The 23,493-nt window shown below is 73.5% G+C and carries 16 protein-coding genes and 1 tRNA gene; 2 read left to right on the plus strand and 15 right to left on the minus strand.

All coding sequences use genetic code 11. The features are described from left to right. Positions 1-68: 68 nt before the first annotated feature. Positions 69-1,751, plus strand: coding sequence for a bifunctional 3'-5' exonuclease/DNA polymerase (locus ACFY61_RS28270; RefSeq protein ID WP_389476680.1), 1,683 nt, complete (start codon positions 69-71; stop codon positions 1,749-1,751). A gap of 19 nt (positions 1,752-1,770) precedes the next feature. Here ACFY61_RS28270 and ACFY61_RS28275 read toward each other — a convergent pair whose 3' ends face one another. The 3 genes from ACFY61_RS28275 to ACFY61_RS28285 form a co-directional block, all read right to left on the minus strand. Beyond that, positions 1,771-2,988 (minus strand): hypothetical protein, encoded by a 1,218-nt coding sequence (locus ACFY61_RS28275; protein ID WP_389476488.1) that lies wholly within the window; start codon positions 2,986-2,988, stop codon positions 1,771-1,773. Positions 2,989-3,107: 119 nt separating this feature from the next. Then, positions 3,108-3,632 carry a SigE family RNA polymerase sigma factor gene (locus ACFY61_RS28280; RefSeq protein ID WP_389476490.1) on the minus strand — a complete coding sequence of 175 codons (525 nt, stop codon included), beginning with the start codon at positions 3,630-3,632 and terminating at the stop codon, positions 3,108-3,110. 59 nt (positions 3,633-3,691) lie between these two features. Then, the gene (locus ACFY61_RS28285) at positions 3,692-4,168 is read right to left on the minus strand and encodes a GNAT family N-acetyltransferase (RefSeq protein WP_389476492.1); all 477 of its coding nucleotides are present in this window, start codon (positions 4,166-4,168) and stop codon (positions 3,692-3,694) included. A gap of 139 nt (positions 4,169-4,307) precedes the next feature. Here ACFY61_RS28285 and ACFY61_RS28290 point away from each other — a divergent pair, with 139 nt between their 5' ends. Continuing rightward, positions 4,308-4,625, plus strand: coding sequence for a hypothetical protein (locus ACFY61_RS28290; RefSeq protein WP_389476494.1), 318 nt, complete (start codon positions 4,308-4,310; stop codon positions 4,623-4,625). Positions 4,626-4,752: 127 nt separating this feature from the next. Here ACFY61_RS28290 and ACFY61_RS28295 read toward each other — a convergent pair whose 3' ends face one another. The 12 genes from ACFY61_RS28295 to ACFY61_RS28350 all read right to left on the minus strand — a co-directional run bounded on the left by ACFY61_RS28295 (position 4,753) and on the right by ACFY61_RS28350 (position 23,316). Further along, positions 4,753-5,481 (minus strand): VOC family protein, encoded by a 729-nt coding sequence (locus ACFY61_RS28295; protein ID WP_389476682.1) that lies wholly within the window; start codon positions 5,479-5,481, stop codon positions 4,753-4,755. 120 nt (positions 5,482-5,601) lie between these two features. Further along, complete coding sequence (locus ACFY61_RS28300; RefSeq protein WP_389476496.1) at positions 5,602-6,141, minus strand: DUF5994 family protein; 540 nt, start codon at positions 6,139-6,141, stop codon at positions 5,602-5,604. A 313-nt stretch (positions 6,142-6,454) separates the two neighbouring features. Further along, positions 6,455-7,654: a PP2C family protein-serine/threonine phosphatase gene (locus ACFY61_RS28305; protein ID WP_389476498.1), complete on the minus strand. Its 1,200-nt coding sequence runs from the start codon at positions 7,652-7,654 to the stop codon at positions 6,455-6,457. Between the two features lie 489 nt (positions 7,655-8,143). Continuing rightward, positions 8,144-8,217, minus strand: a tRNA-Thr gene (locus tag ACFY61_RS28310). A gap of 79 nt (positions 8,218-8,296) precedes the next feature. After that, a complete protein-coding gene (locus ACFY61_RS28315) occupies positions 8,297-9,832 on the minus strand; it encodes an alpha/beta hydrolase (protein WP_389476500.1) in 1,536 nt (511 codons plus the stop codon). A gap of 143 nt (positions 9,833-9,975) precedes the next feature. Further along, positions 9,976-11,187: a DNA polymerase III subunit delta' gene (locus ACFY61_RS28320; RefSeq protein WP_389476502.1), complete on the minus strand. Its 1,212-nt coding sequence runs from the start codon at positions 11,185-11,187 to the stop codon at positions 9,976-9,978. A 149-nt stretch (positions 11,188-11,336) separates the two neighbouring features. Beyond that, positions 11,337-14,627 carry a dTMP kinase gene (gene tmk, locus ACFY61_RS28325; protein WP_389476504.1) on the minus strand — a complete coding sequence of 1,097 codons (3,291 nt, stop codon included), beginning with the start codon at positions 14,625-14,627 and terminating at the stop codon, positions 11,337-11,339. 523 nt (positions 14,628-15,150) lie between these two features. Then, entirely contained in the window at positions 15,151-17,997 is a 2,847-nt protein-coding gene (topA, locus tag ACFY61_RS28330) for a type I DNA topoisomerase (RefSeq protein ID WP_389476506.1), read from the minus strand. Positions 17,998-18,275: 278 nt separating this feature from the next. Then, entirely contained in the window at positions 18,276-18,473 is a 198-nt protein-coding gene (locus tag ACFY61_RS28335; RefSeq protein WP_389476508.1) for a hypothetical protein, read from the minus strand. A 160-nt stretch (positions 18,474-18,633) separates the two neighbouring features. Further along, entirely contained in the window at positions 18,634-20,166 is a 1,533-nt protein-coding gene (locus ACFY61_RS28340) for a methyltransferase (RefSeq protein ID WP_389476510.1), read from the minus strand. A gap of 82 nt (positions 20,167-20,248) precedes the next feature. Next, complete coding sequence (locus ACFY61_RS28345; RefSeq protein WP_389476512.1) at positions 20,249-20,812, minus strand: small secreted protein; 564 nt, start codon at positions 20,810-20,812, stop codon at positions 20,249-20,251. 125 nt (positions 20,813-20,937) lie between these two features. Further along, a complete protein-coding gene (locus tag ACFY61_RS28350) occupies positions 20,938-23,316 on the minus strand; it encodes a sodium-translocating pyrophosphatase (protein ID WP_389476514.1) in 2,379 nt (792 codons plus the stop codon). Positions 23,317-23,493 lie beyond the last annotated feature (177 nt).

Consider the following 23,493-nt stretch of genomic DNA (forward strand, 5'->3'; position numbering starts at 1 on the left):
TCGCACTCGTGAGCGAGCACACGGGCCGGTGGGTCCTCGCCGAGGACGGCGACGGCCTGTGGCACGCCATGCCCGCCGCCACCCGGCCCGGCGCGCCGCCCGTCGTGAGCGCCGCCGAGCCCGCGGACGCGGTGCGCGCCGCACCGCCGGGGGCCCGCTGGGTCTGGCGGTCCACCGCCGCCGTGTACCCCCGCCTGCTCGCCGCGGGCGTCCGCGTCGACCGCTGCTACGACGTCGAGGCCGCCGAACTGCTGCTGCTCGGCCACGAGGGCCGGTTCGGCGAGCCCCGCTCCGCCGCCGCGGCCTGGGCGCGGCTGACCGGCGCGCCCGTACCGCCCGACCCGCCGCAGCGGGCCGCCGAGCCCGGTACGCAGTCCTCCCTCTTCGATCCGCGGCCGGCGGCGGCGCTCGCCCCCGCGGCCCTGCTGGCGGTGTACGCCGACCAGATGCGCCGGCACGAGGCCACCACCCGGCCCGACCGGATGCGGCTGCTGACCGCCGCCGAGTCCGCCGGGTTCCTCGTCGCGGCGGAGATGAACCGGGCCGGGCTGCCCTGGCGGGCCGACGTGCACCGGGCGGTGCTGACGGAGCTGCTCGGCGAGCGCTACGCGGGGCGCGGAGAGCCGCGGCGCCTGGCCGAGCTCGCCGACCGGGTGTCCGCCGCCTTCGGGCGCCGGGTCCGGCCCGACCTGCCGGCCGACGTGGTCCGGGCGTTCGCCGAGGCCGGGATCAAGGTGCGGTCCACCCGCCGCTGGGAGCTCCAGGAGATCGACCATCCGGCCGTCGAGCCGCTCATCGCCTACAAGAAGCTGTACCGGATCTACACCGCGCACGGCTGGAGCTGGCTGCAGGACTGGGTGCACGAGGGCCGGTTCCGGCCGGAGTACGTGCCGGGCGGCACCGTCACCGGCCGCTGGGTCACCAACGGCGGCGGGGCGCTGCAGATCCCCAAGGTGATCCGCCGGGCGGTCGTGGCCGACCCCGGCTGGCGGCTGGTCGTCGCCGACGCCGACCAGCTGGAGCCCCGGGTGCTCGCGGCGATCTCCCGCGACCCGGGGCTGATGGAGGTCGCCGGCCGGGCGGAGGACCTGTACACCTCGATCTCTCGGCAGGGTTTCTCCGGCGACCGCGACCAGGCCAAGCTGGCCGTCCTCGGCGCCGTCTACGGCCAGACCTCCGGCGACGGGCTGAAGAACCTCGCCGCGCTGCGCCGCCGCTTCCCGCGCGCCGTCGCGTACGTCGACGACGCGGCCCGGGCCGGGGAGGAGGGCCGGCTCGTACGGACCTGGCTGGGCCGGACCTGTCCCCCGGCGGCCGGCGCCGGCGAGGCGGAGGAGGCCGGGCTGCCGCAGGAGCCGGACCAGCCGGCGGACGCCACCGGCCCGGGCGGCCCCGGCGGCGGCCCCGGCGGCACTTCCGCGGGCGACTGGACCCCGGGCTACGCCTCCACCAACGCGCGGGCCCGGGGCCGGTTCACCCGGAACTTCGTGGTCCAGGGCAGCGCCGCGGACTGGGCGCTGCTGCTGCTCGCGGCGCTGCGGCAGGCCACGGCCGCCGCCGGGCTCCGCGCCGAGCTGGTGTTCTTCCAGCACGACGAGGTGATCGTGCACTGCCCGGCGGAGGAGGCGGAGGCGGTGGCCGCGGCGATCCGGGAGGCCGCCGGCCGGGCCGCCCGGATCGCCTTCGGCGAGACCCCGGTGCGGTTCCCGTTCACGACGGCGGTGGTGGAGTGCTACGCGGACGCCAAGTAGCCGCCGCCCGGGTGTCCGGTCAGCCGAACCACTTGGGGTCGAGAGCGAGTTCCTTCAGCTGTTCCATCGTCAGGGCGGGCTTGCTCCGGGTGGTCGGGCTGTTCTGGGAACCGGAGTTGAACGCGGAGATCACGACCCGCCGGCCGTCCGGCCGCAGGGTGTCGACCGTCCACTTGACCACGTTCTTCCAGCCCTTCTCGCCCGGGCCCTGTTCGGTGCGCACCTTGGTGCCGTCGGGCAGGGTGACGGTGCCCGCGGCGGCGAACACCGGCTCGAGTGCTTCGCCCATGCCGGCCTGGACGTTGACCTGGACCATGGACTCGCCCTTGCCGTCGTCGAGGACCGCGTAGCCGTAGTCGCTCTCGCCGCCCGTGACGGTGACCGGGATCCCGGTCTCCTTCAACAGGGAACGCAGGACCACCGGGGCGTCGACCGGCGACGCCGCGGGGGGCGTCTGCTGGGGGCCGGCGGGCGGCAGGTCGTTCAGGGCGTCGTGCCAGGTGGTGGAGGTGACCAGGGTCTTCATCCGGTCCAGGCTCAGCGGCGGTTCGGGCCGGCTGACCGGCGCGCCCTTCTGCGCCGCTGCGTTCCATTCGGATGCGTCGACCAGGAAGCCCTGCGGTGTGACGAGGGTGGCGCGCCAGCACTTGGTGTCCTCGCGGCGGTCGGGGTACTCGTACCCCTTCAGGAGGAGCAGCCGGGAGCCGTCGGGCAGCCGCTCGGACGTGCAGCTCTCGAAGTCGACCAGGCGCTTCTCCGGGCATTCGGTCAGCTCGCGGGCCTGGGGGCCCTGGGGGTCGGTCCGGTAGAGGCCGATGCTGACGGCCCCCTGGCCCTTGCCGTCGTCGTAGACGCCGTAGGCCATCGGCCCGTCGGCGGTGCCCCGGGCCTCGGTGCCGGTGAGCTGTCCGCCCGGCGGCATCAGCGCCTTCAGCTTGGCGGTCATCTGCTCCGCCGTGACGGCTCCGGAGCCGGCGCCCGGGGCGGGCAGCGCGGCGACGTTCACTCCGGTCGAGCCGCCCTCGTCACCGGCGCCGCCGATCAGGCCGCCGGAGTACGCGCCGATGCCGCCGACCACGGCCATGACGAGGACCGTCCCGGTGACGACGGCCGCCCTGCGGCGGGCCACCATGCGGCGTCCTCGGCGCTCGCCGCCGTCGATCAGGGTGCGCTGGTCGGTGGTGAATCCGTCGCCGGTGCGCCGGAGGGCATCGCCGAGTTCGTCTTCGAAGGGCATGAGGAACCAGACCTTCCGCATCTGTTGTACGCGTCTGTTCGAAAAGAGAGGTCGCTGTGCGCTGTACTGCGGGCCGCGGGCTGTGGGGCCGAGGGCTGCGGTTCCGCGTTCGCGGTCCGTCAGTGGGCGGCGAACTCGGCCAGACTGCCGCCCAGTTCCTGCCGCAGCCGGGCCAGCGCGCGGGAGCTGCGGGTCCGTACCGCCGCCGAGCTGACGTTCATCGCCTCGGCGGTCTCCTCGACGCTGCGGTCCTCCCAGTAACGCAGCACCAGCACGGCGCGGTCCTTGGGCGTCAGCCGCCCCAGGGCCCCCAGCAGGGTCATCCGCAGCAGCGGATCGCCGCCGTCCCCCGCCGGGGACGGCCGGACCGGCTCCGGGAACTCCCCGACCGGCCGCTCGGCCGCCGAACGCCGCCGGCGGTGGGTCAGGAAGGCGCGGACGAGCACGGTCTGCGCGTACGCGGCCGGGTTGTCGATGCGGGACACCCTGCCCCAGAGCAGGTACATCCGGCCCAGGGTCTCCTGGACCAGGTCCTCCGCCAGGTGGGTGTCCCCGCTCGTCAGCAGGCAGGCCGACCGGAACAACTGGCCGGTCCGGCCCTCCGCGAACTCCCGGAAACCCTCCCTGCCCCGCCGTTGATGCATCAACTCCCCCTCCGTACCGCCGTGTCACCTCATCGACGCGATGGCGGGGCGGAAATGTTTCAGCCTTCTCCGGACACGTCCTCCAGACCGTGGAAGTAGGCGTGGAACTCCTCCCGGACGAACCCCTCCGACTCGTAGAGGGCCTGCGCCACCCGGTTGTCGTACGCCGTCTCCAGCTGCACCCCGGACGCGTCCGCCGCCCGGGCCCGCCGCAGCGTCTCCCGCAGCAGGGCCCGTCCCGCGCCGGTCCGGCGCCCGGCCGGGGCCACGTACAGGTCGTTGAGGATCCACAGCGGCCGCATCGACAGCGACGAGAACGTCCGGTAGACCTGCGCGAAGCCGACGGTCCCTCCTCCGGGGAGGTCCGCGAGCAGCACCAGCGACTCCCCCGCCTTCATCCGCGCCGCGAGGAACTCGCGGGGGCGGTCCTCGTCCTCGACCTCGACCTCGTAGAAGTCCAGGTAGCCGCGGAACAGCCGGGCCGCCACCTCCAGGTCGTCCTCCCCGGCAACCCGTACCACCGGCCTGTCGTCCATGTCCCTCTCCTCTCCCTCCCTGCGCACCCGGGCCCATTCTCACCGGCGGCCCGCCGCGCCCGACACGGGGCACCGGGCACCGGGCCCGCCTGCGGCGCGGGTCAGGCCGGATCCGGAAGGGACGGCCTAGCCTCGGGGCATGACCGAGAACGAGATCAAGCTCAAGGCCATCGCCGCGCTGACGGCCCTCCGCGCCGACGTCGAGGAGAGTCTCGTCTCGGACCTGCTGGGCGAGGTGATCCCCGCGCAGTTCACCGTCCCGGTGGGCGCCCGGCCCGAGGAGGCCGGCCTCGCGGTGCTGGAGCAGCTCTCCGATCCGCTGAGCGCGCTGGTCAACGGGTTCATCATGGCCTTCGACGCGGTCGCCGACGCCTACGACGAGACCGGCGTCGAACCGCACAGCGACGGGATCCTCCAGGGGCTCGCCCTCCGCCTGGCCGGCGACGACCTGGCCTGACGGGGCCGTACCCCGACGCCCAGTACCCCGCGTCCGGACGCCTCAGCCGGCGCCCGCGCTGCTCAGCCGCCGGTCCGGCAGAAGTCGCGGCGCCGGCGGTACTCGGCCAGCCGGTCGCGGGGGTCCATCAGGCCGCCCCCTCCAGGCTGAACAGACCGCCGTCCGGGTCCCGCACGGTGAGCCGGTGCCCGGCGCCGGGCCAGGGGGCGTCGGTGACGAGTGACCCCCCGTTGTCGAGCACCGCGGCCTTGGCCGGACCCAGCGCGGGCACCTTGAAGTGCGCCAGCCACCGCGGCCGCAGCTGCGGTTTCTCCGCCGCCTCCTCGACCGGGCCGCTGTTCAGCCGGGCCACCGCCTGACCGCCGTGCCGCAGGACCACCTGGTCCTCCTCGTACGAGACCTCACAACCGCCCCCGTGATCAGCCCACTCCAGGACCTCGCCGTAGAACACGGCCGCGTCGAAGGCGTTCCTCGTGTGCAGCTCCAGCCAGGCCGGGGCCTCGCCGTCCCCCACCCGCCACTCGGACAGCACCCGTCCCTCCCAGATCCCGAACGCCGCCCCCTCGCGGTCGGCGGCCAGCGCCGCCCGACCGCCGGGCGGATAGGACACCGGCCCCACGCCGACGGTGCCGCCCCGCTCCCGGATCCGCCCCACGGCTGCGTCCGCGTCGTCCACCGCGAAGTACGGCATCCAGGCCACCGGCACGGACAGCTTGACCGCGAGGGCCCCTATCCCGGCCACCGGCACCCCGTCGAGCTCGGCCACGGCGGACGCCTGCCCGAACCCCTCCTTCCGGAAGGTCCACCCGAGCACGGCGCCGTAGAACCGCTGGGCCGCACCCAGATCCCGCGCCATGAGGCTGAGCCAGCACGGCGCACCCAGCACATCAGCCGTCACCTGAACCACGCCCGCCACATCCTTCCCACCCCCCTCCGGGCCCCGCGCCTTCCCCCACCCACCCCCACCCAAAACCCTTCAGCTCCTCTTGACCGAGCTGTCCGTCCCCTGTCCGCGCGTGGGACCGGAGCCGGCATCGGAGCCCTGTGGTGTGGTGGCCTCCCGGGCGTCTTCGCCGCTTCGGGCGTTACGGGTGCGGAGGCCGGTCGCGGCTTCGTCGGTCATCAGGGTGCCGACGCCCCGGACGTTGCCGGGGAGGGTGGCGGCGGTCATGAGCCGAGCTGCTGCGGCGGGTTCGGTCTCGGGCGGGATCACCAGCAGGTCGCAGCGGCCGCCGGCGTGATGGAGCATGATCATCTTGTCGGAATCCTGTTCCGTGAACCATTCCAGCTGCACGGTGTGCCCTGCGACGGGGACCCTGTGCGGGATGTAGGGCCAGCAGGTGGGGTTCGCCGTGACGCGCGTGATGCGCCCGAAGCGGCCCTCCATCGCGTCGACCAGTGGCGGAAGCTCGGCTGCGAGATCGCGTGACCTGGGCCACCAGGCGCCGTCCAACAGGCCGGCGAGGGCGGTCTTCGGCGTCAGGGCCAAACGTACCGAGAACGCGGTGGTAGCCATGATCGCGGACTCATCCCCGGGCCGCCCTGCAGCGGCACCATGTCTTGATCGCCGGAAACGACGTCCGCCTGGGAGCGGGTGCACGAGTTACTCCCGGTAATCCCAGCCTACTCCGTGGCGTGGTCCGACGAGACGTTTCAGACGGGTGACGCCCAAACCGGGAACACCGGCCGGCGGCGCTCACGGACGGCCTGATCACAGGCTTGCGGAATACCGTGAGAGCACAGCAGCGATTCGCCGGCGGTGAAGTGTCGGCGGCCCCCTCAGGCAGGCGGACCCCCTTACCGCCCTGCCGCACCGAGACGCCCCTGCGTCATTCGCGCCATTCGACCAGCACGAGGGTGGCGTCGTCCGAGGTGACTTCTCCGCGTGCCCGCTTGAGCGTGTGCGAGAGGTCCCGGGCGACCGCGCGGACCCCTCTGTCCGTCTTCTCCAGTTGGTTCACCCAGTCGATCAGCTGGTCCTCGCCGAACTGTTCCTGCCCGCTCTCGTGTTCTTCGATCAGCCCGTCGGTAAAGCAGAGGATGCGATCCCCCGGTTCGAGCACCACCTCGCTGACCTGCGGCTGTGCTCCTCCGAAACCGACGGGCAGGGTTGTGGGACTGTCCAGGCGGCCCACGACGCGATGCCCGCGGATCAGCATCGGGGCAGGGTGTCCTGCGTTGACCCACTGGAGGTGGCCCGTGTCGGTGTCCACGCGCATCATCTGAGCGGTGACGAAGTGGTCGGGGGCGAACTGCTCGGCCACTGCCCGGTCCATGAAGAGGTAGATCTCGGCGAGCTCGATGCTGATCCGGCGGGCGTGCCGGTACGCGCCGATGGCTACCGTGGCCATCGTGGCCGCGTTCAGGCCGTGGCCCATCGCGTCGATCATCGCGAGGTGGAAGGTGTCCCCGTTCAGCGCGTAGTCGAAGCTGTCGCCCGCCACGTCGTAGGCGGGCTCCAAGACTCCGGCGACGCTGATCCGCGGCGTCACCATGCCGAGTGGCGGCATCAGCGACCACTGAATCTCCGCGGCAACGCTCATCGGCTCGCTGCGCCGGGTGCGGAAGAAGATGTCCGTGTAGCCGTTCTTGCTCTCCATCATGTCGGCGATCAGACCCGCGATCCTGCGCAGGATCCGGCGATCATCGTCATCGACCCTGTCCAGCGTGACTGCCAGCACCCCCGCCTGGTCGCCACCGTGCCACAGCGGCGCATAGACCCGTACGCCCTCGCTCAGCACACGCTCGACCGGCCGGGACGTGAGAAGGCACCGGCCCGCTTCCGAGCGGTCGATGCGCAGCGGTTCCCCACCCACCAGCCCCTCCCCCTCCAGTGGGACCAGCCTCTCCTGCCCGTAGTCCTGGAGAAGGATCTGCGGCTGCCGCCCTCCCAGCCGAGCCACCGTGCCGGCCAGGACCGGACCGACCAGATGAGGCGGCAGTTCCGGGGCGAGGTCCAGGAGCCCACCCAACAGCTCCTCCCCGAAACTCTCGGAGCGATCCGCCTCCCCATGCCGTGCGGCTGCCATCCAGGTGCCTCCCACCGCGCGGGCTGCGCAACCCTGATCCGGCAGTGCCGTAGGGCGATGCCGGCACCGGGCGCCCGGCCCGGAGCCGAACAGCCACTCGATGGAACCCGTACCAGGGTCCCAACATCAAGAATGCTCCTGGTCGGGCGGACAAGCCACACCGCTCCCAGGAACAACGCCGACGACACCCCCTCAGGGGTTTGATCACCTGGCGGCGCCGCCGGCTTCAGCGATGTCCCCCCAAGCCCGACCCCGACCCCGGCCCCGTGGGCTGGCCCAGGGCAAGGGCTGCTGCACGGCCCCCGTCGGGCGAGGCGTGGCAGGACACCGGGCGGCTCTCCCCCCAGGAGAACGGCGAGTGGTCGCACCCCGGCCGGCTCGCTCACGTCGGGCTCACATGCACCTGCCGAGGGCGTCACCATCCTTGACCCATCTGCCTCGGGCAACAGAAAAGCCCAGGTCAGAAAGATCTGACCTGGGCTAGTCCTGAGCCGCCTTCGGGATTCGAACCCGAGACCTACGCATTACGAGTGCGTTGCTCTGGCCAACTGAGCTAAGGCGGCAATGCTGCGTGGACAGCGGAACTGCCAGCAGCGGCGCTAAGTCTACAGGGTTCGCAGGGGTGCCCCGAACCGGGTTGTGTCAGGTGCACTTCTTGGCGTCCTGGGGCGGGGTTCCCTCCAGGAGGTAGGTGTTGATCGCGGTGTCGATGCAGTCGCTGCCGCGGCCGTACGCCGTGTGGCCGTCGCCGTCGTAGGTCAGCAGCACCCCGGAGTCCAGCTGGCCGGCCAGGGCCTTCGACCACTTGTACGGGGTCGCCGGGTCGCGGAGGGTGCCGACCACCACGATCGGGGGCGCACCCTTCGCGCGCAGCTCGCGGGCGGCGCCGGTGGCCTTGGTCGGCCAGTACGCGCAGTTCAGGGCGGCCCAGGCGAAGCCGGCGCCGAAGACCGGGGAGGCCTTCTGGAAGGAGGGGACGGCCTTCTCGACCGCTTCCGGGCCGGTGAAGGCCGGCGGCTGGTCCAGGCAGTTGACGGCGGCGTTCGCGTACATCAGGTTGGCGTACTTGCCGTCCGGTTCGCGCTCGTAGTACGTGTCCGCGAGGGCCAGCAGGCCGGAGCCGTCGCCGTCCATCGCCTGGGTGATCGCCTCCCGCAGCTGCGGCCAGGCGCTCTCGTCGTACAGCGCCGCGATCACGCCGGTCGTGGCCAGGGCCTCGCCGAGCGGGCGGTCAGCCTCGCCGGTGGGCACGGGCTGGGCGTCGAGCTTGCGGAAGAAGTCCTTCAGCCGCCGTCCGACCTCTTCCGGGGTGCCCCGGCCCAGCGGGCAGTCGGCCAGCTTGGCGCAGTCGCGGGCGAAGGAGCGGAACGCGGTCTCGAAGCCGGCCGTCTGGTCGCGGTTGAGGTCGATCGCGGCGAGGGTGGGGTCCAGGGCGCCGTCGAGGACCAGCCGGCCTACCCGGTCGGGGAAGAGGTCCGCGTACGTGGCGCCGAGGAAGGTGCCGTAGGAGGCGCCGACGTAGTTCAGCTTCTCGTCGCCGAGGACCGACCGCAGCAGGTCCATGTCGCGGGCCGCCTCCACCGTGGAGACGTGCGGCAGGACGGACCGGGAGCGCTGTGCGCAGCCGTCCGCGAACTCCTTGAACGCGGCCACCAGCCGGGCCCGCTCGCCGGCGTCGTCCGGGGTCTGGTCCACCTGGGTGTACGCGTCCATCCGCGGCCCGGTCAGGCATTCCACCGGGGAGCTGCGGGCCACCCCGCGCGGGTCGAAGGAGACCATGTCGTAGCGGGCCCGGACCTGGGCCGGGTAGCCGATGCCCGCGTACGCCTGGAGGTAGCCGATGCCGGATCCGCCGGGGCCGCCCGGGTTGACCACCAGCGAGCCCAGCCGCTTGCCGGGGCCGGTGGCCTTCTTGCGGGCCACCGCGATCTCGACGTCCTTGCCGGACTCGGGGCGGGCGTAGTCCAGCGGGGCCTTCATCGTCGCGCACTGGAAGCCGGGCACACCGCAGTCGCGCCAGCGCAGCTTCTGGGCGTAGTACGGGCGGAGGGCCGCCGAGGTCTCCGAGGGCTGGGCTGAGGCGCGCGGAACCGTCCCGCCCGATGTGCAGCCGGAGAGCAGCAGCCCGGCGGCCGCGATCACGGTTCCGGTGGTGCGCAGCAGGCGACTGGTGTCCATCCCCGGAGCGTACGGCCTCGGGGACGGCCGGACGTGATCTTGGCGGGCCGGTGCCGCCGCCGGGCGGCGCGGACCACCCGGTCGCGCCGGGCGGCGGCCCGTACGGGTGAACGGTCAACCGGGGCGGGTCCGGCCCGCCGGGGTCAGCCCGCGCGGAGGGCCATGGTCATGGCCTCCACGGCGAGCAGCGGGGCCACGTTCCGGTCGAGGGCCTCGCGGCAGGCGCGGATCGCCTCGATGCGGCGCAGGGTCCGCTCGGGTCCCGAGGCGCGGGCGATCCGGTCCAGGTCGGGCCGTACCTCCTCGTTGGCGATGGCGACGGTGGAGCCGAGCTGGAGGGCGAGCACGTCCCGGTAGAAGCCGGTCAGGTCGGTGAGGGCGAGGTCGAGGCTGTCGCGCTGGGTGCGGGTGCGGCGGCGCTTCTGCTTGTCCTCCAGCTCCTTCATCACGCCGGCGGTGCCGCGCGGCATGCGGCCGCCGGTGCCGGCGGAGGCGCCGAGGGCCGCCTTCAGGTCCTCGGTCTCCTTGGCGTCGATCTCCTCGGCGACCTGCTTGGCCTCCTCGGCGGCGACGTCGACGAGCTCCTGGGCGGCCTTGAGGCAGTCGCCGACGTCGTCCACGCGCAGCGGGAGCTTCAGCACGGAGGCCCGGCGGGCGCGGGCGCGCTCGTCGGTGGCCAGCATCCGGGCCCGGTCGATGTGGCCCTGGGTGGCGCGGGCGGCGGCCGCGGCGACAGCCGGGTCGATGCCGTCGCGGCGGACCAGGACGTCGGCGACGGCGGCGACGGGCGGGGTGCGGAGGGTGAGGTGCCGGCAGCGGGAGCGGATCGTGGGCAGCACGTCCTCCAGGGAGGGCGCGCACAGCAGCCAGACCGTGCGGGGGGCGGGCTCCTCGACGGCCTTGAGGAGGACGTTGCCGGCGCCTTCGGTGAGCCGGTCGGCGTCCTCCAGGACGATCACCTGCCAGCGGCCGACGGCCGGGGACAGCTGGGCGCGGCGGACCAGGTCCCGGGTCTCCTTGACGCCGATGGACAGCAGGTCGGTACGGACGATCTCGACGTCCGCGTGGGTGCCGACGAGGGTGGTGTGGCAGCCGTCGCAGAAGCCGCAGCCGGGTTCCCCGCCGAGGGCGCGGTCGGGGCTGGTGCACTGGAGGGCGGCGGCGAAGGCGCGGGCGGCGGTGGACCGGCCGGAGCCCGGCGGCCCCGTGAACAGCCAGGCGTGGGTCATCTTGGAGGCGGCGGGCGCGGGCCGGCCGGCCTCGGTGGCGGTGACCAGCGCGTCCGCGTCGCGCGCGGCGGCGGCGAGCTGCGTCTGCACGCGCTCCTGACCCACCAGGTCGTCCCATACGGCCATGCCGCCGCCTCCTCTCCGCTCCGGTCACTCGTTCCGTCCCCCATTGTGGCGGGGGCCACCGACAGCCCGGCCCGCGCCGGGCCGGTGCCCCCGCCGTCGCCCGCCGGAGCCCGCTTCCGGCCGGCACTCGTCGTCAGCGGGTCAGCGCGTCAGCGCCTGCGGCGGCGCGGGGCGCCGCCGTCGTCCCCGCCGTCCCCGCGGTCCGCGTCGTACGGGTCGTCCTCGTCCCGGCGCGGGCCGAGCAGTTCGTCGGCCAGCGTGGGGAGGTCGTCCAGCGGGGTCTCCTCGGCCCAGTCCGAGCGGCGCCTCGGGCGGCCGGACTCGTCGAGGGCCGGCAGCTCGCGGGTGGTGTCGGAGCCGCCGGTCCGGGAGTCCCGGAAGAAGTCCGGCGGCACCCGGTCCACCGGCGCCTCGCCCGGGCGCACCGGCGGCAGCACCGCGGTCTCGTCGGCCGCGCCGGCCGGGGGCACGGGCGGCAGGACGGCCGTGTCGTCGGCCGCGCCGGCCGGGGGTACCGGCGGCAGCACGGCGGTCTCGGCCGCCGGGTCCACCACCTTCGGCACGGGCACGGTCTCGGTGATGTCGTCCGGCTTGACCACGCGCCGGTCGGGACCGGTGGCGACGATCGGGGTCTCCACGGTCACCGCGTCGTCCGGGTGCACGGGGCGCTCGGGCGCGGCCGGGGCCGGGGCAGGGGCCGTGGACTCGGCCGGGGGCTCCTTGGTCAGGCCGACGCGGGGAGCGGCCGCGGCGCGGGCCTGGGCCTCGGCGGCGGCCGCGGCCTGCGCCGCCTGCGCCGCCTGGGCGGCCTGTGCGGCCTGCGCCGCCGCGGCGGCGGCGGCCAGCCGGCGCGCCTCCTCCGCCTTCACCAGGGCCTCCTCGGCCCGGCGCTGCTTCTCGCGGCGCTTCTCCTCCGCCTCGGCCCGCAGCCGGGCCTCCTCCTCGGCCTGCCTGCGCAGCCGCTCCTCCTCCGCCTTGCGGGCCTTCTCCTCGGCCTCGGCGCGGGCCCGCTCGGCCTCGGCCCGGGCGCGGGCCTCCGCCTCGGCGCGCTGCCGCTCCTCCTCGGCCTTGCGGGCGGCCTCCTCCTCGGCCCTGAGCCGGGCGGCTTCCTCCTCGGCCTTGCGCCGCGCCTCCTCCTCGGCCCGCTTGCGCTCCTCCTCGGCGCGCAGGCGCTCCTCCTCGGCCTTGCGCGCCGCCTCTTCCTCGGCCTTGCGCCGGGCCTCCTCCTCGGCCCGCCGGCGGGCCTCCTCCAGGGCCCGCACCTCGGCCTCGGAGAGCGGGAGCATCCGGTCCAGCCGGTGCCGTACGACGGTGGTGACGGCCTCCGGGTCCTGGCCGGCGTCCACCACCAGGTAGCGGCCCGGGTCCGCGGCGGCCAGGGTCAGGAACCCGGCCCGTACCCGCTGGTGGAACTCGGCCGGCTCGGACTCCAGCCGGTCCGGGGCCTCGGTGAACCGCTCGCGGGCCGTCTCCGGGGACACGTCCAGCAGCACGGTCAGGTTGGGCACCAGGCCGTCCGTCGCCCAGCGCGAGATCCGGGCGATCTCGGTCGGGGACAGGTCGCGGCCGGCGCCCTGGTAGGCCACGGAGGAGTCGATGTAGCGGTCGGAGATGACCACCGCGCCGCGCTCCAGGGCTGGCCGGACCACGGTGTCCACGTGTTCCGCCCGGTCGGCGGCGTACAGCAGGGCCTCGGCGCGGTTGGACAGCCCGGCGGAGGACACGTCGAGGAGGATCGAGCGGAGCCGCTTGCCGACGGGGGTGGCGCCGGGTTCGCGGGTCACCACGACCTCGTGGCCCTTGCTCCGTATCCAGTCGGCGAGCGCCTGCACCTGGGTGGACTTGCCGGCTCCGTCGCCGCCCTCCAGGGCGATGAAGAAGCCGGTCGTGGAGGGCGCCTGGTCCGGCTCGCCGCCGCGCAGGACCTCGCGGAGATCACGGCGGAGCGGTACGCCGCGCCGGTCGTCGGCACGGGCGAGTACGGTCACGGCCACCGGCAGCAGCAGCGCGCCGACGAGCATCAGCGTGTAGGCGGCACCGCCGTGCGCGAGGGCGGCCCGGGCGCCGCCGAGGCGGTGCGGCCCGATCGCCGCGGCGAGGACGGGTGCGGCGACCGCGCCGAGGGCGATGGCGACGCGTACGACGGCGTGCAGGTGCTCGGTGATCCGGGCCCGGCGGGACTCCTCGGTCTCCTGGTCGAGCAGGGTGTGGCCGGTGTTGGCGGACACGCCGGCGGCGGTACCGGCCAGCGCGGCGAGGAACAGAACGGTGGCGAGGTCGGGGACGAGGCCCATCAGCAGCAGTGCGATCCCGGTGACCGCTATGGCCAGGGCCAGCAGGCGGCGGCGGGAGAGTCCGGGCAGCACCTTGCCGGCCTGGGCGGCCCGGATGCCGGCGGCGGTGCCGGCGCTCAGGGCGAGCACCATCAGGGCGAACGCGGTGGGGCCGCCGCCGAGGTCGAAGGCGTGCAGCACGGCCACGGCGACCGCGCAGGACACGGCCCCGGCGACCGCGGCGCAGGCGAGGACGAGCAGCGGGACCGCGCCCGTACGGCCCTTCTCCGGCCGGTCGCCGGTCCTGGGCGCGCGCAGGCCCTCCAGCGGTGAGCGCGGGCGGGGCGTCTTGGTGCCGGGCAGGACCAGCGGCAGCAGCAGCGAGACGGAGGCGGCGAACAGGCCGGCGGCGACGTAGGAGCCGAGGGCGGCACGGTTCTGCGCGAACCAGTCGACGCCGAGGCCGAGGACCTTGCCGACGAGCGACGCGAGGAGCAGCGCGGCGGCGGCCGCGGGCAGCGCGGCGAACCCGGTGCGCAGCGTCAGCCGGCGCAGCGCGTCCAGGTGGTCGGGGAGCGGCCGTACGGCAGCCCCTTCCAGGGGCGGCTCCGGCAGCAGGGCCGGGGCGGCGCTCTCCTTGGCCAGGGTCCACAGGCGCTCGGCGACCCCGGCGACGAAGACGGTGGCCAGCAGCGCGGTCAGGGCGTGCGCGGGGATCCAGTCGAGCCAGAGCGGGGCGACGACGAACAGGGCGATCCGCAGCCCGTCCGCCCCGATCATGGTCCAGCGGCGGTCGAGCTTGCCGCCGTGCTCCCGGGGGGCGGTCAGCCGGGCCAGCGGGCCGAGCAGGACGGCGCCGGCGAGGAGGGTGGCGAGGATGCGCACCCCGAAGACGGCGGCGACGGCGAGGGCGGCGCCGCGGTATCCACCGCCGAAGGCGCCTTCGACGACGGCGGCCTGGAGGGCCAGCAGGACCAGCACGAGCAGGGCGAGGACGTCGCCGATGCCGCTGACCAGCTGGGCGCTCCACAGCCGGCGGAGCCGGGGGGTGCGCAGCAGGGCCCGCACCGCGCGCTCGCGGGAGTCCGCGGCGAGGGCTTCGTCGTAGGTGGGGTTCACGGGGTCCTTCCCGGACGGCACGACCGTCGGCTGCTCGGTTCGCGTCATCCGCCCAGCCTATCCGCTGCGCCCGCAAGACCACGGCCCAAGAACCCCGGCCCCCGGCGCCACCACCGGCCGCAGCGCCCCGCGAGCTCCGCCCCGCACCCAGGAGCGTCGGCCGCACCCCAAGCCCAAGCGGCACCCCGAGCGGGCCCAGCCGGAGCTCCGACCCAGCACTCAGGGCTCCGCCCCGAACCTCGCGCCTCGAACGCCGGCGAGGCTGGAAGTGCCGCCCCACGGCACGAAGCGGGGGCCGCACCCCCAAGCCCGAGCGGCGATTGAGCGGGCCCAGCGGGAGCTCCGCCCGAGCGCATGGGGCTCCGCCCCGGACCCCGCGCCTCAAACGCCGGCGAGACCGGACGTGCCCGCCCGGCCGGTCGGTGCCGGGGGAATGCCGCGCAGCGGCACTTCCAGCCCGAGCTGGGAGCACCTCCCAGCGGTAATCGGGGGACGCTCGAGCGGGCCCGACCAGAGCTGCGGCCGAGCGAACGGGCCCCGCGCCTCCAGCGCCGGCGGGGGCCCGGGCCGGCTAGGCCTCCGGCGGCGTGGCGGCGGTCTTCTTCGCCGCCGTCTTCTTCGCCGCGGCCGTCGTCGTCTTCTTGGCCGTCGTCGTCTTCTTCGCCGCCGTCTTCTTGGCGGCCGTCGTCTTCTTGGCCGCCGTCTTCTTCGCCGCGGCCGCCGTCGTCGTCTTCTTCGCCGGCGCCTTCTTCGCCGTCTTCTTCGCCGGCCCCTTGGCCCGCTTCTCCGCGAGCAGCTCGTACCCCCGCTCCGGGGTGATCGTCTCGACGTCGTCGTCCCGCCGCAGCGTCGCGTTGGTCTCGCCGTCCGTCACGTACGGCCCGAACCGGCCGTCCTTGACGACCACCGGCCGCTCGCTGACCGGGTCGGTGCCCAGTTCCTTCAGCGGCGGCTTGGCCGCGGCCCGGCCGCGGGCCTTCGGCTGGGCGTAGATGGCGAGGGCCTCGTCGAGGGTGATCGTGAAGAGCTGGTCCTCGGTCTCCAGCGACCGCGAGTCCGTGCCCTTCTTCAGGTACGGGCCGTAGCGGCCGTTCTGCGCCGTGATCTCCACGCCCTCCGCGTCGGTGCCGACCGTCCGCGGCAGCGACATCAGCTTCAGCGCGTCGTCGAGGGTGACCGTGTCCAGCGACATGGACTTGAACAGCGAGGCCGTGCGCGGCTTGACCGCGTTCTTGCCGGTCTTCGGCGTGCCCTCGGGGAGGATCTCCGTCACGTACGGGCCGTAGCGGCCGTCCTTCGCGACGATCTCGTGGCCGGTGACCGGGTCCTTGCCCAGCGGGAACTCGCCGCTCGGCTTGGAGAACAGGTGCTCGGCGTACTCGACGGTCAGCTCGTCGGGCGCGAGGTCGTCCGGGACGTCGGCCCGCTGGTGGCCCTCCGCGTCCTTCTCGCCGCGCTCGATGTACGGGCCGTAACGGCCGACGCGCAGGACGATGCCCTCGCCGACCGGGAAGGAGGAGATCTCGCGGGCGTCGATCGCACCCAGGTCCGTGACCAGCTCCTTCAGGCCGCCGAGGTGGTCACCGTCGCCGTTGCCGGCGGCGGAAGCGTCGGAGACCTCCTCCTCGGCGCCGAAGTAGAAGCGCTTCAGCCACGGAACCGACTGCGCCTCGCCGCGCGCGATGCGGTCGAGGTCGTCCTCCATCTTCGCGGTGAAGTCGTAGTCGACGAGCCGGCCGAAGTGCTTCTCCAGCAGGTTGACCACGGCGAAGGAGAGGAAGGAGGGCACCAGGGCGGTTCCCTTCTTGAACACGTAGCCGCGGTCGAGGATGGTGCCGATGATCGACGCGTACGTCGACGGGCGGCCGATCTCCCGCTCCTCGAGCTCCTTGACCAGGCTCGCCTCGGTGTAGCGGGCCGGCGGCTTGGTCGCGTGGCCGTCCGCCGTGATGGCGGAGGCGGTGAGGGCGTCGCCCTCGGCGACCTGCGGCAGGCGGCGCTCGCGGTCGTCGAGCTCGGCGTTCGGGTCGTCCGCGCCCTCCACGTAGGCCTTCATGAAGCCGTGGAAGGTGATGGTCTTGCCGGATGCGGAGAACTCGGCGTCCCGGCCGTCGCTCGCGGTGCCGCCGATCTTCACGGTGACCGAGTTGCCGGTCGCGTCCTTCATCTGGGAGGCGACGGTCCGCTTCCAGATCAGCTCGTACAGCCGGAACTGGTCGCCGGTCAGACCGGTCTCGGCGGGCGTGCGGAAACGATCACCCGAAGGCCGGATCGCCTCGTGCGCCTCCTGCGCGTTCTTGACCTTGCCGGCGTAGACCCGCGGCTGGGCCGGCAGGTAGTCGGCACCGTACAGCTGGGTGACCTGCGCCCGGGCCGCGGCGACCGCGGTGTCCGAGAGGATCGTGGAGTCCGTACGCATGTAGGTGATGAAGCCGTTCTCGTACAGCTTCTGCGCCACCTGCATGGTGGCCTTCGCGCCGAAGCCGAGCTTGCGCGAGGCCTCCTGCTGGAGGGTGGTCGTACGGAACGGGGCGTACGGCGAGCGGCGGTACGGCTTGGACTCGACCGACCGGACGCTGAAGGAGGTGTTCTCCAGCGCGGCCGCCAGGGCGCGCGCGTTCGCCTCGTCGAGGTGCAGGGCGTCGTTCTTGAGCTGCCCGTTCGAGCCGAAGTCGCGGCCCTGCGCCACGCGCCGGCCGTCGACCGAGTTCAGGCGGGCGACCAGCGAGGACGGGTCGGAGGGGTCGCCGGCCCGGCCGGTGCCGAAGGTGCCGGTGAGGTCCCAGTACTCGGCGGAGCGGAAGGCGATGCGCTCGCGCTCGCGCTCGACGACGAGGCGGGTGGCGACGGACTGGACGCGGCCGGCCGACAGCCGCGGCATGACCTTCTTCCACAGGACCGGCGAGACCTCGTAGCCGTAGAGGCGGTCGAGGATGCGGCGGGTCTCCTGGGCGTCGACCATGCGCTGGTTGAGCTCGCGCGGGTTGGCGACGGCCTCGCGGATCGCGTCCTTGGTGATCTCGTGGAAGACCATCCGGTGGACCGGGACCTTGGGCTTGAGGACTTCCTGGAGGTGCCATGCGATGGCCTCGCCCTCGCGGTCCTCATCGGTGGCGAGGAAGAGCTCGTCGGACTCGGCGAGCAGTTCCTTCAGCTTGCGGACCTGGGCCTTCTTGTCCGCGTTCACGACGTAGATCGGCTGGAAGTCGTGCTCGACGTCCACGCCGAGGCGGCGGACCTCGCCCGTGTACTTCTCGGGTACCTCCGCGGCGCCGTTCGGGAGGTCGCGGATGTGCCCGACGCTGGCCTCGACGACGTACCCAGGGCCGAGGTAGCCCTTGATCGTCTTCGCCTTGGCAGGGGACTCGACGATGACGAGTCGGCGGCCGCCCTGTGCGGTCTCGCTAGTCGGGGACAACTTGGCTCTTCTCTCCGGTCGGCACTCGGTCGCAGTACGGCGACGCTGCGGAGTGTGACGGTACAACCCGCCCCCGTGTCAAACGGCACAAGCCCGCAACGGCCACTCGAACGGTAACCCGACTAGTGCCCTTCGTGCCGCCCGGATACCGCGCCGGGCAGTTCCCGGTCACCGCCGCGGGGCCGCCCGGGGGCCGTCTGGCCCCCACCGGTGGGGCCGTCCGGTGGCGCTGCCGGGCCCCTCCCGGCCCCCGCGACCCGGGCGCGGACTCGGAGCGCTCAGAGCCGGCCGAGGCACCACACCCCGAGGGCGAGCGCGCCCAGACCGGCCAGCAGGGCCACGGGGACGGCCACGACGGGGCGCGCGCCCTCGGCGACCGGCGCGCGGTGCACGAGGCGCGCCCCCGTCCAGGCCAGCAGAGCGGCTCCGAACAGCAGGAACACCGTGGCGGCGAATGCCGCCGGAAGAACGTCCATGCCGTACCCCTTCCCCCGGAGCCGCTCCGGGGATCCCCCCGGATCCCCTCGGCTGTCCCTCTGGCGCGACCCTGTCAGGTCCAGGGGTACGGCGGACGAACCGGGGGTGAAATCGGGGTTCGGGGTCCGGGGGTCGGGGTCCGGTTCGGACGCGCCGCACCTAGCCGGCGGTGGGGGCGCCGGAGCCGGCGGGCTCCAGGAACCCCTGCTCCACGAGCAGCCGGATCGACTCAGGGGTCCGGTCCCGGAGCAGGACCGGGTCCTCCTGGACCAGCTGGGCGATGGCGTCCAGGATCCGCCCGGCGCTCAGTGAGCCGTCGCACACGCCGGCGAACCCGGCCCCCACCGTGTCCACCTTGGTGGCGCGCCGCATGCCGCGGTTCTGCCGCAGCACCACGTGTTCGGGGTCCTCGGCCCCGGGCGCGCCGACCTGCTCCTGCACCACCTCGGCGGCCAGCTGGAAGCGGCCCTCCAGCAGGGCGGCGTCGTCGTGGTCGCGCAGGTAGTCCTGGCGGGCGAAGTGGGCGAGCACGGTCTCGCCGAGCGGCTGCTCCACCGGGTGCGGCCACTCCTCCACCACGATCGAGGGCGTCTCGGCGTCGGAACGGCGCAGGGTGATCCAGCCGAAGCCGACGGCCCGGGTCTTGCGGGCCTCGAACTCGTCGAGCCAGTCCTCGTACCGCCGCGTGTACTCGCCCGGGTCGGTGCGGTGGTCGCCCGCGTCGCGCAGCCACAGTTCGGCGTACTGGGTGACGTCCTGGACCTCGCGCTGCACGATCCAGGCGTCGCAGCCGCGCGGCACCCACGAGCGGAGCCGGTCCTTCCAGTCCTCTCCCTCGACGTGCTGCCAGTTGGCGAGGAACTGGGCGTAGCCGCCGGGGTTGAGGTGGGCGCCGGCCTGCTGGACCAGGGTGCGGCACAGGTCGTCGCCGCCCATGCCGCCGTCCCGGTAGGTGAGCCTGGCGCCGGGGGAGATGACGAACGGCGGGTTGGACACGATCAGGTCGTACGTGGCGTCGCCGACCGGCTCGAAGAGGGACCCGGTGAGCAGTTCGGCCTCGGGCGCCCCGGACAGGGCGAGGGTCAGCCGGGTGAAGTCCAGGGCGCGCGGGTTGACGTCGGTGGCGGTGACCCGGGTGGCGTGCCGGGAGGCGTGCAGGGCCTGGATGCCGGAGCCGGTACCGAGGTCGAGGGCGGAGCCGACGGGGGTCCGGACGGTGATCCCGGCCAGCGTGGTGGAGGCGCCGCCGACGCCGAGGACGACGCCCTCCTCGCCGCTGCCGATGCCGCCGGCGCCGCCGACCGCGCACCCGAGGTCGGAGACGATGAACCAGTCCTCGCCGTCGGGCCCGCCGTAGGGGCGTACGTCGACGGTGGCGTGCACGAGGTCCTCGCCGGCGGGACCCTCGCCGCGGCGCAGCCAGCCGTCGGCCAGCGCGTCCTCGACGGGCAGGGCGGCCGCGGCGCGGGCGTACGGAACGGGTCGCTGGAGCAGGAACAACCGGACCAGGCTCGGCAGGGGGCCGTCCCCGCGGGTGGCGCGCAGGGCGGGGACCGTCTCGCTGCGGGCGAGCGCGGCGTACGCGGGGGCGCCGAGCAGGTCGAGCAGCCCGTCGGCGGTGAAGCCGGCGGAGAGCAGGGCCGCACGGAGCGCGGCGGCACGGTCGGGCGTGGGAAGGCTGGCGGTACTCACCCGCCCATTGTGTCGGCTGCCGCGCGCTTTCCGTACGACCGGCGGGCGCGCCCCCGCCGGGGCGCCCGGCGGGGGCGGCGGCTCAGCCCGCCGCGGGCGAGGACGTCGTGATCTGGCAGCCGGGCTGCTTGGCCAGCGGGTCGCTGAGGTTGGCGGACTTCAGCTTGTCCTTGGCGGTCTTCTCGCTGGCGGCGACCTTGTCGAGACCGTCCGCGAGTTCCTGCAGGCCGGCCGCGAACTTCGCCTGGTCCTTGGGGTCGAGGGCGTCGATCTTCGCCTTGAGGTCGGCGTAGCCCTGGGAGGTGGCGGTGAAGTCCTTGACCGCGGCCTCCATGCTGGGCCGGGAGTCCTTGACCGGCGGTTCCCCTGCGCTGCTCAGCCCCGCGCCGATCGCCTTGTAGGCGTCCGCGAGGGTCTGGAAGGCCGCGGAGTCGGTCTGCTGGACTTCCTCCGGCTTGCTGCTCTCCCCGGCCACGCGCTTGATCTGGGCGTTGGCGTCCTCGATCTTCTTGAGCTGCGGCTGCCAGCTGTCGCAGACCTTCTTGGCCCAGCCGCTGGTCTTCTCCTCGCCGTCGTCGCCGCACCCGGACAGCACGAGCATCAGCACCGCACCGCCACCGAGGGCGGCCGCAAGCTTCTTCTTCACCGGATTGGTCCCTTCCCAAGGCTCTCGGCCGGAAGATACACGCCCACCATCCGGGCTCGCAGAAAGGCGGACGGACGGCGCGTCAGTCCGCGCCGCCCGTCCGCCGTTCGGGCGTACCTCCTGGGTCAGGAGACCACCGCGGGATCGGCCTGCTGGCCGACGCGTTCGGTGGCCCCGTCGCCGCCCTCCTCGCCGACCGCGATGCCGCGCTTCTTCGACACGTAGACGGCGCCGACGATGACGGCGATCGCGAAGGCCGCGACGACGGCACGGACGACCGGGCTCGCGTCGTCGCCGTAGCTGAACTGCACGACCGCGGGGGCGATCAGCAGCGCGACCAGGTTCATCACCTTGAGCAGCGGGTTGATGGCCGGGCCGGCGGTGTCCTTGAAGGGGTCGCCGACGGTGTCGCCGATGACGGTCGCGGCGTGGGCCTCGCTGCCCTTGCCGCCGTGGTGGCCGTCCTCGACGAGCTTCTTGGCGTTGTCCCACGCTCCGCCGGAGTTGGCGAGGAACACGGCCATCAGGGTGCCGCAGCCGATGGCGCCCGCCAGGTAGGAGCCGAGGGCGCCGACACCGAGGGTGAAGCCGACCGCGATGGGCGCCATGACGGCGAGCAGGCCGGGCGTGGCGAGTTCGCGGAGCGCGTCCTTGGTGCAGATGTCGACGACGCGGCCGTACTCGGGCTTCTCCGAGTAGTCCATGATCCCGGGGTGCTCGCGGAACTGGCGGCGCACCTCGTAGACGACCGAGCCGGCGGACCGGGAGACCGCGTTGATGGCCAGTCCGGAGAACAGGAAGACGACGGCGGCGCCGAGGATCAGGCCGACCAGGTTGTTGGGCTGGCCGATGTCCAGGCTGAGGGCCATGTCCCCGGTCTTGACGCCGACCTCCTTGATGGCCCCGGCGATCGCGTCGCTGTACGAGCCGAAGAGCGCGGCCGCGGCGAGCACCGCGGTGGCGATGGCGATGCCCTTGGTGATGGCCTTGGTGGTGTTGCCGACGGCGTCGAGGTCGGTGAGGACCTGCGCGCCGGCGCCCTCGACGTCGCCGGACATCTCGGCGATGCCCTGGGCGTTGTCGGAGACGGGGCCGAAGGTGTCCATGGCGACGATGACGCCGACGGTGGTGAGGAGGCCGGTGCCGGCCAGGGCGACCGCGAACAGGGCGAGCATGATCGAGGTGCCGCCCAGGAGGAACGCGCCGTAGACGCCGAGGCCGATGAGCAACGCGGTGTAGACGGCCGATTCGAGGCCCACGGAGATGCCGGCGAGGACCACGGTGGCCGGGCCGGTCAGCGAGGACTTGCCGATGTCGCGGACGGGGCGCCGGTTGGTCTCGGTGAAGTAGCCGGTGAGCTGCTGGATGAGGGCGGCGAGCACGATGCCGATGGCGACGGCGACGAGGGCGAGGATCCGCGGGTCGCCGGGGTGGTTGCTGATCGCGGCGTTCTCGACGCCGGCCAGGTCCTTGTAGGTGGAGGGCAGGTAGACGAAGACGGCGACCGCCACCAGCACCAGGGAGATGACGGCGGAGATGAAGAAGCCGCGGTTGATGGCGGACATGCCGCTGCGGTCGGAGCGGCGCGGGGAGACCGCGAAGATGCCGATCATCGCGGTGATCACGCCGATGGCGGGGACGATGAGGGGGAAGGCCAGGCCGAGGTCGCCGAAGGCCGCCTTGCCGAGGATCAGGGCGGCCACCAGGGTGACGGCGTAGGACTCGAAGAGGTCGGCCGCCATGCCCGCGCAGTCGCCGACGTTGTCGCCCACGTTGTCGGCGATGGTCGCGGCATTGCGCGGATCGTCCTCCGGAATGCCCTGTTCGACCTTGCCGACCAGGTCGGCGCCGACGTCGGCGGCCTTGGTGAAGATGCCTCCGCCGACACGCATGAACATGGCGATCAGCGCGGCTCCGAGGCCGAAGCCCTCCAGCACCTTGGGGGCGTCCGCGGCGTAGACGAGGACGACGCAGGAGGCGCCCAGGAGGCCGAGGCCGACCGTGCACATGCCGACGACGCCGCCGGTGCGGAAGGCGATCCGCATGGCCTTGTGGGCCACGGTGGTGAGGTCCTTCTCGGGCTCGCCCTCGGCGGGGGTGGCCTCGCGGGCGGCCGCGGCGACGCGGACGTTGGCGCGGACCGCCAGTCGCATGCCGATGTAGCCGGTGACCGCCGAGAAGAGGGCGCCGACGAGGAAGAAGGCGGAACGTCCCGCCCGCTGCGACCAGTTGTCGGCGGGCAGGAGGAAGAGCAGGAAGAACACGACGACGGCGAACACGCCGAGGGTGCGCAACTGGCGGCCGAGGTACGCGTTGGCGCCTTCCTGGACGGCCGCGGCGATCTTTTTCATGCTGTCGGTGCCTTCGTCGGCGGCGAGCACCTGGCGGACCAGGAGCTGGGCGACGACGAGTGCTGCTACTGCTACTGCCGCGATCACAATGACGATCATTCGATCGTCATCGGTGAGTACCGCGGCTGCGGTGGGGGTGAAGAGCCCCGTCATACGTCCTCCTTGACGTGATGAGCTCAAAGATGTGGACGGATTGTAGGGAGCCTCACCCGATCAAAACAGTACGCGTGAAACGGAATTGGCCTCCCCTTGCTCCTCAGCAAAAGATCGCGTCACTCCAATACCCTCGAAAGCGGTAATGGGGCAAAAGCATTGACGCGTGCCGGGCGG

The sequence above is a fragment of the Streptomyces sp. NPDC012888 genome (genome assembly GCF_042900645.1).
In the GTDB taxonomy this organism is placed as follows: domain Bacteria; phylum Actinomycetota; class Actinomycetes; order Streptomycetales; family Streptomycetaceae; genus Streptomyces.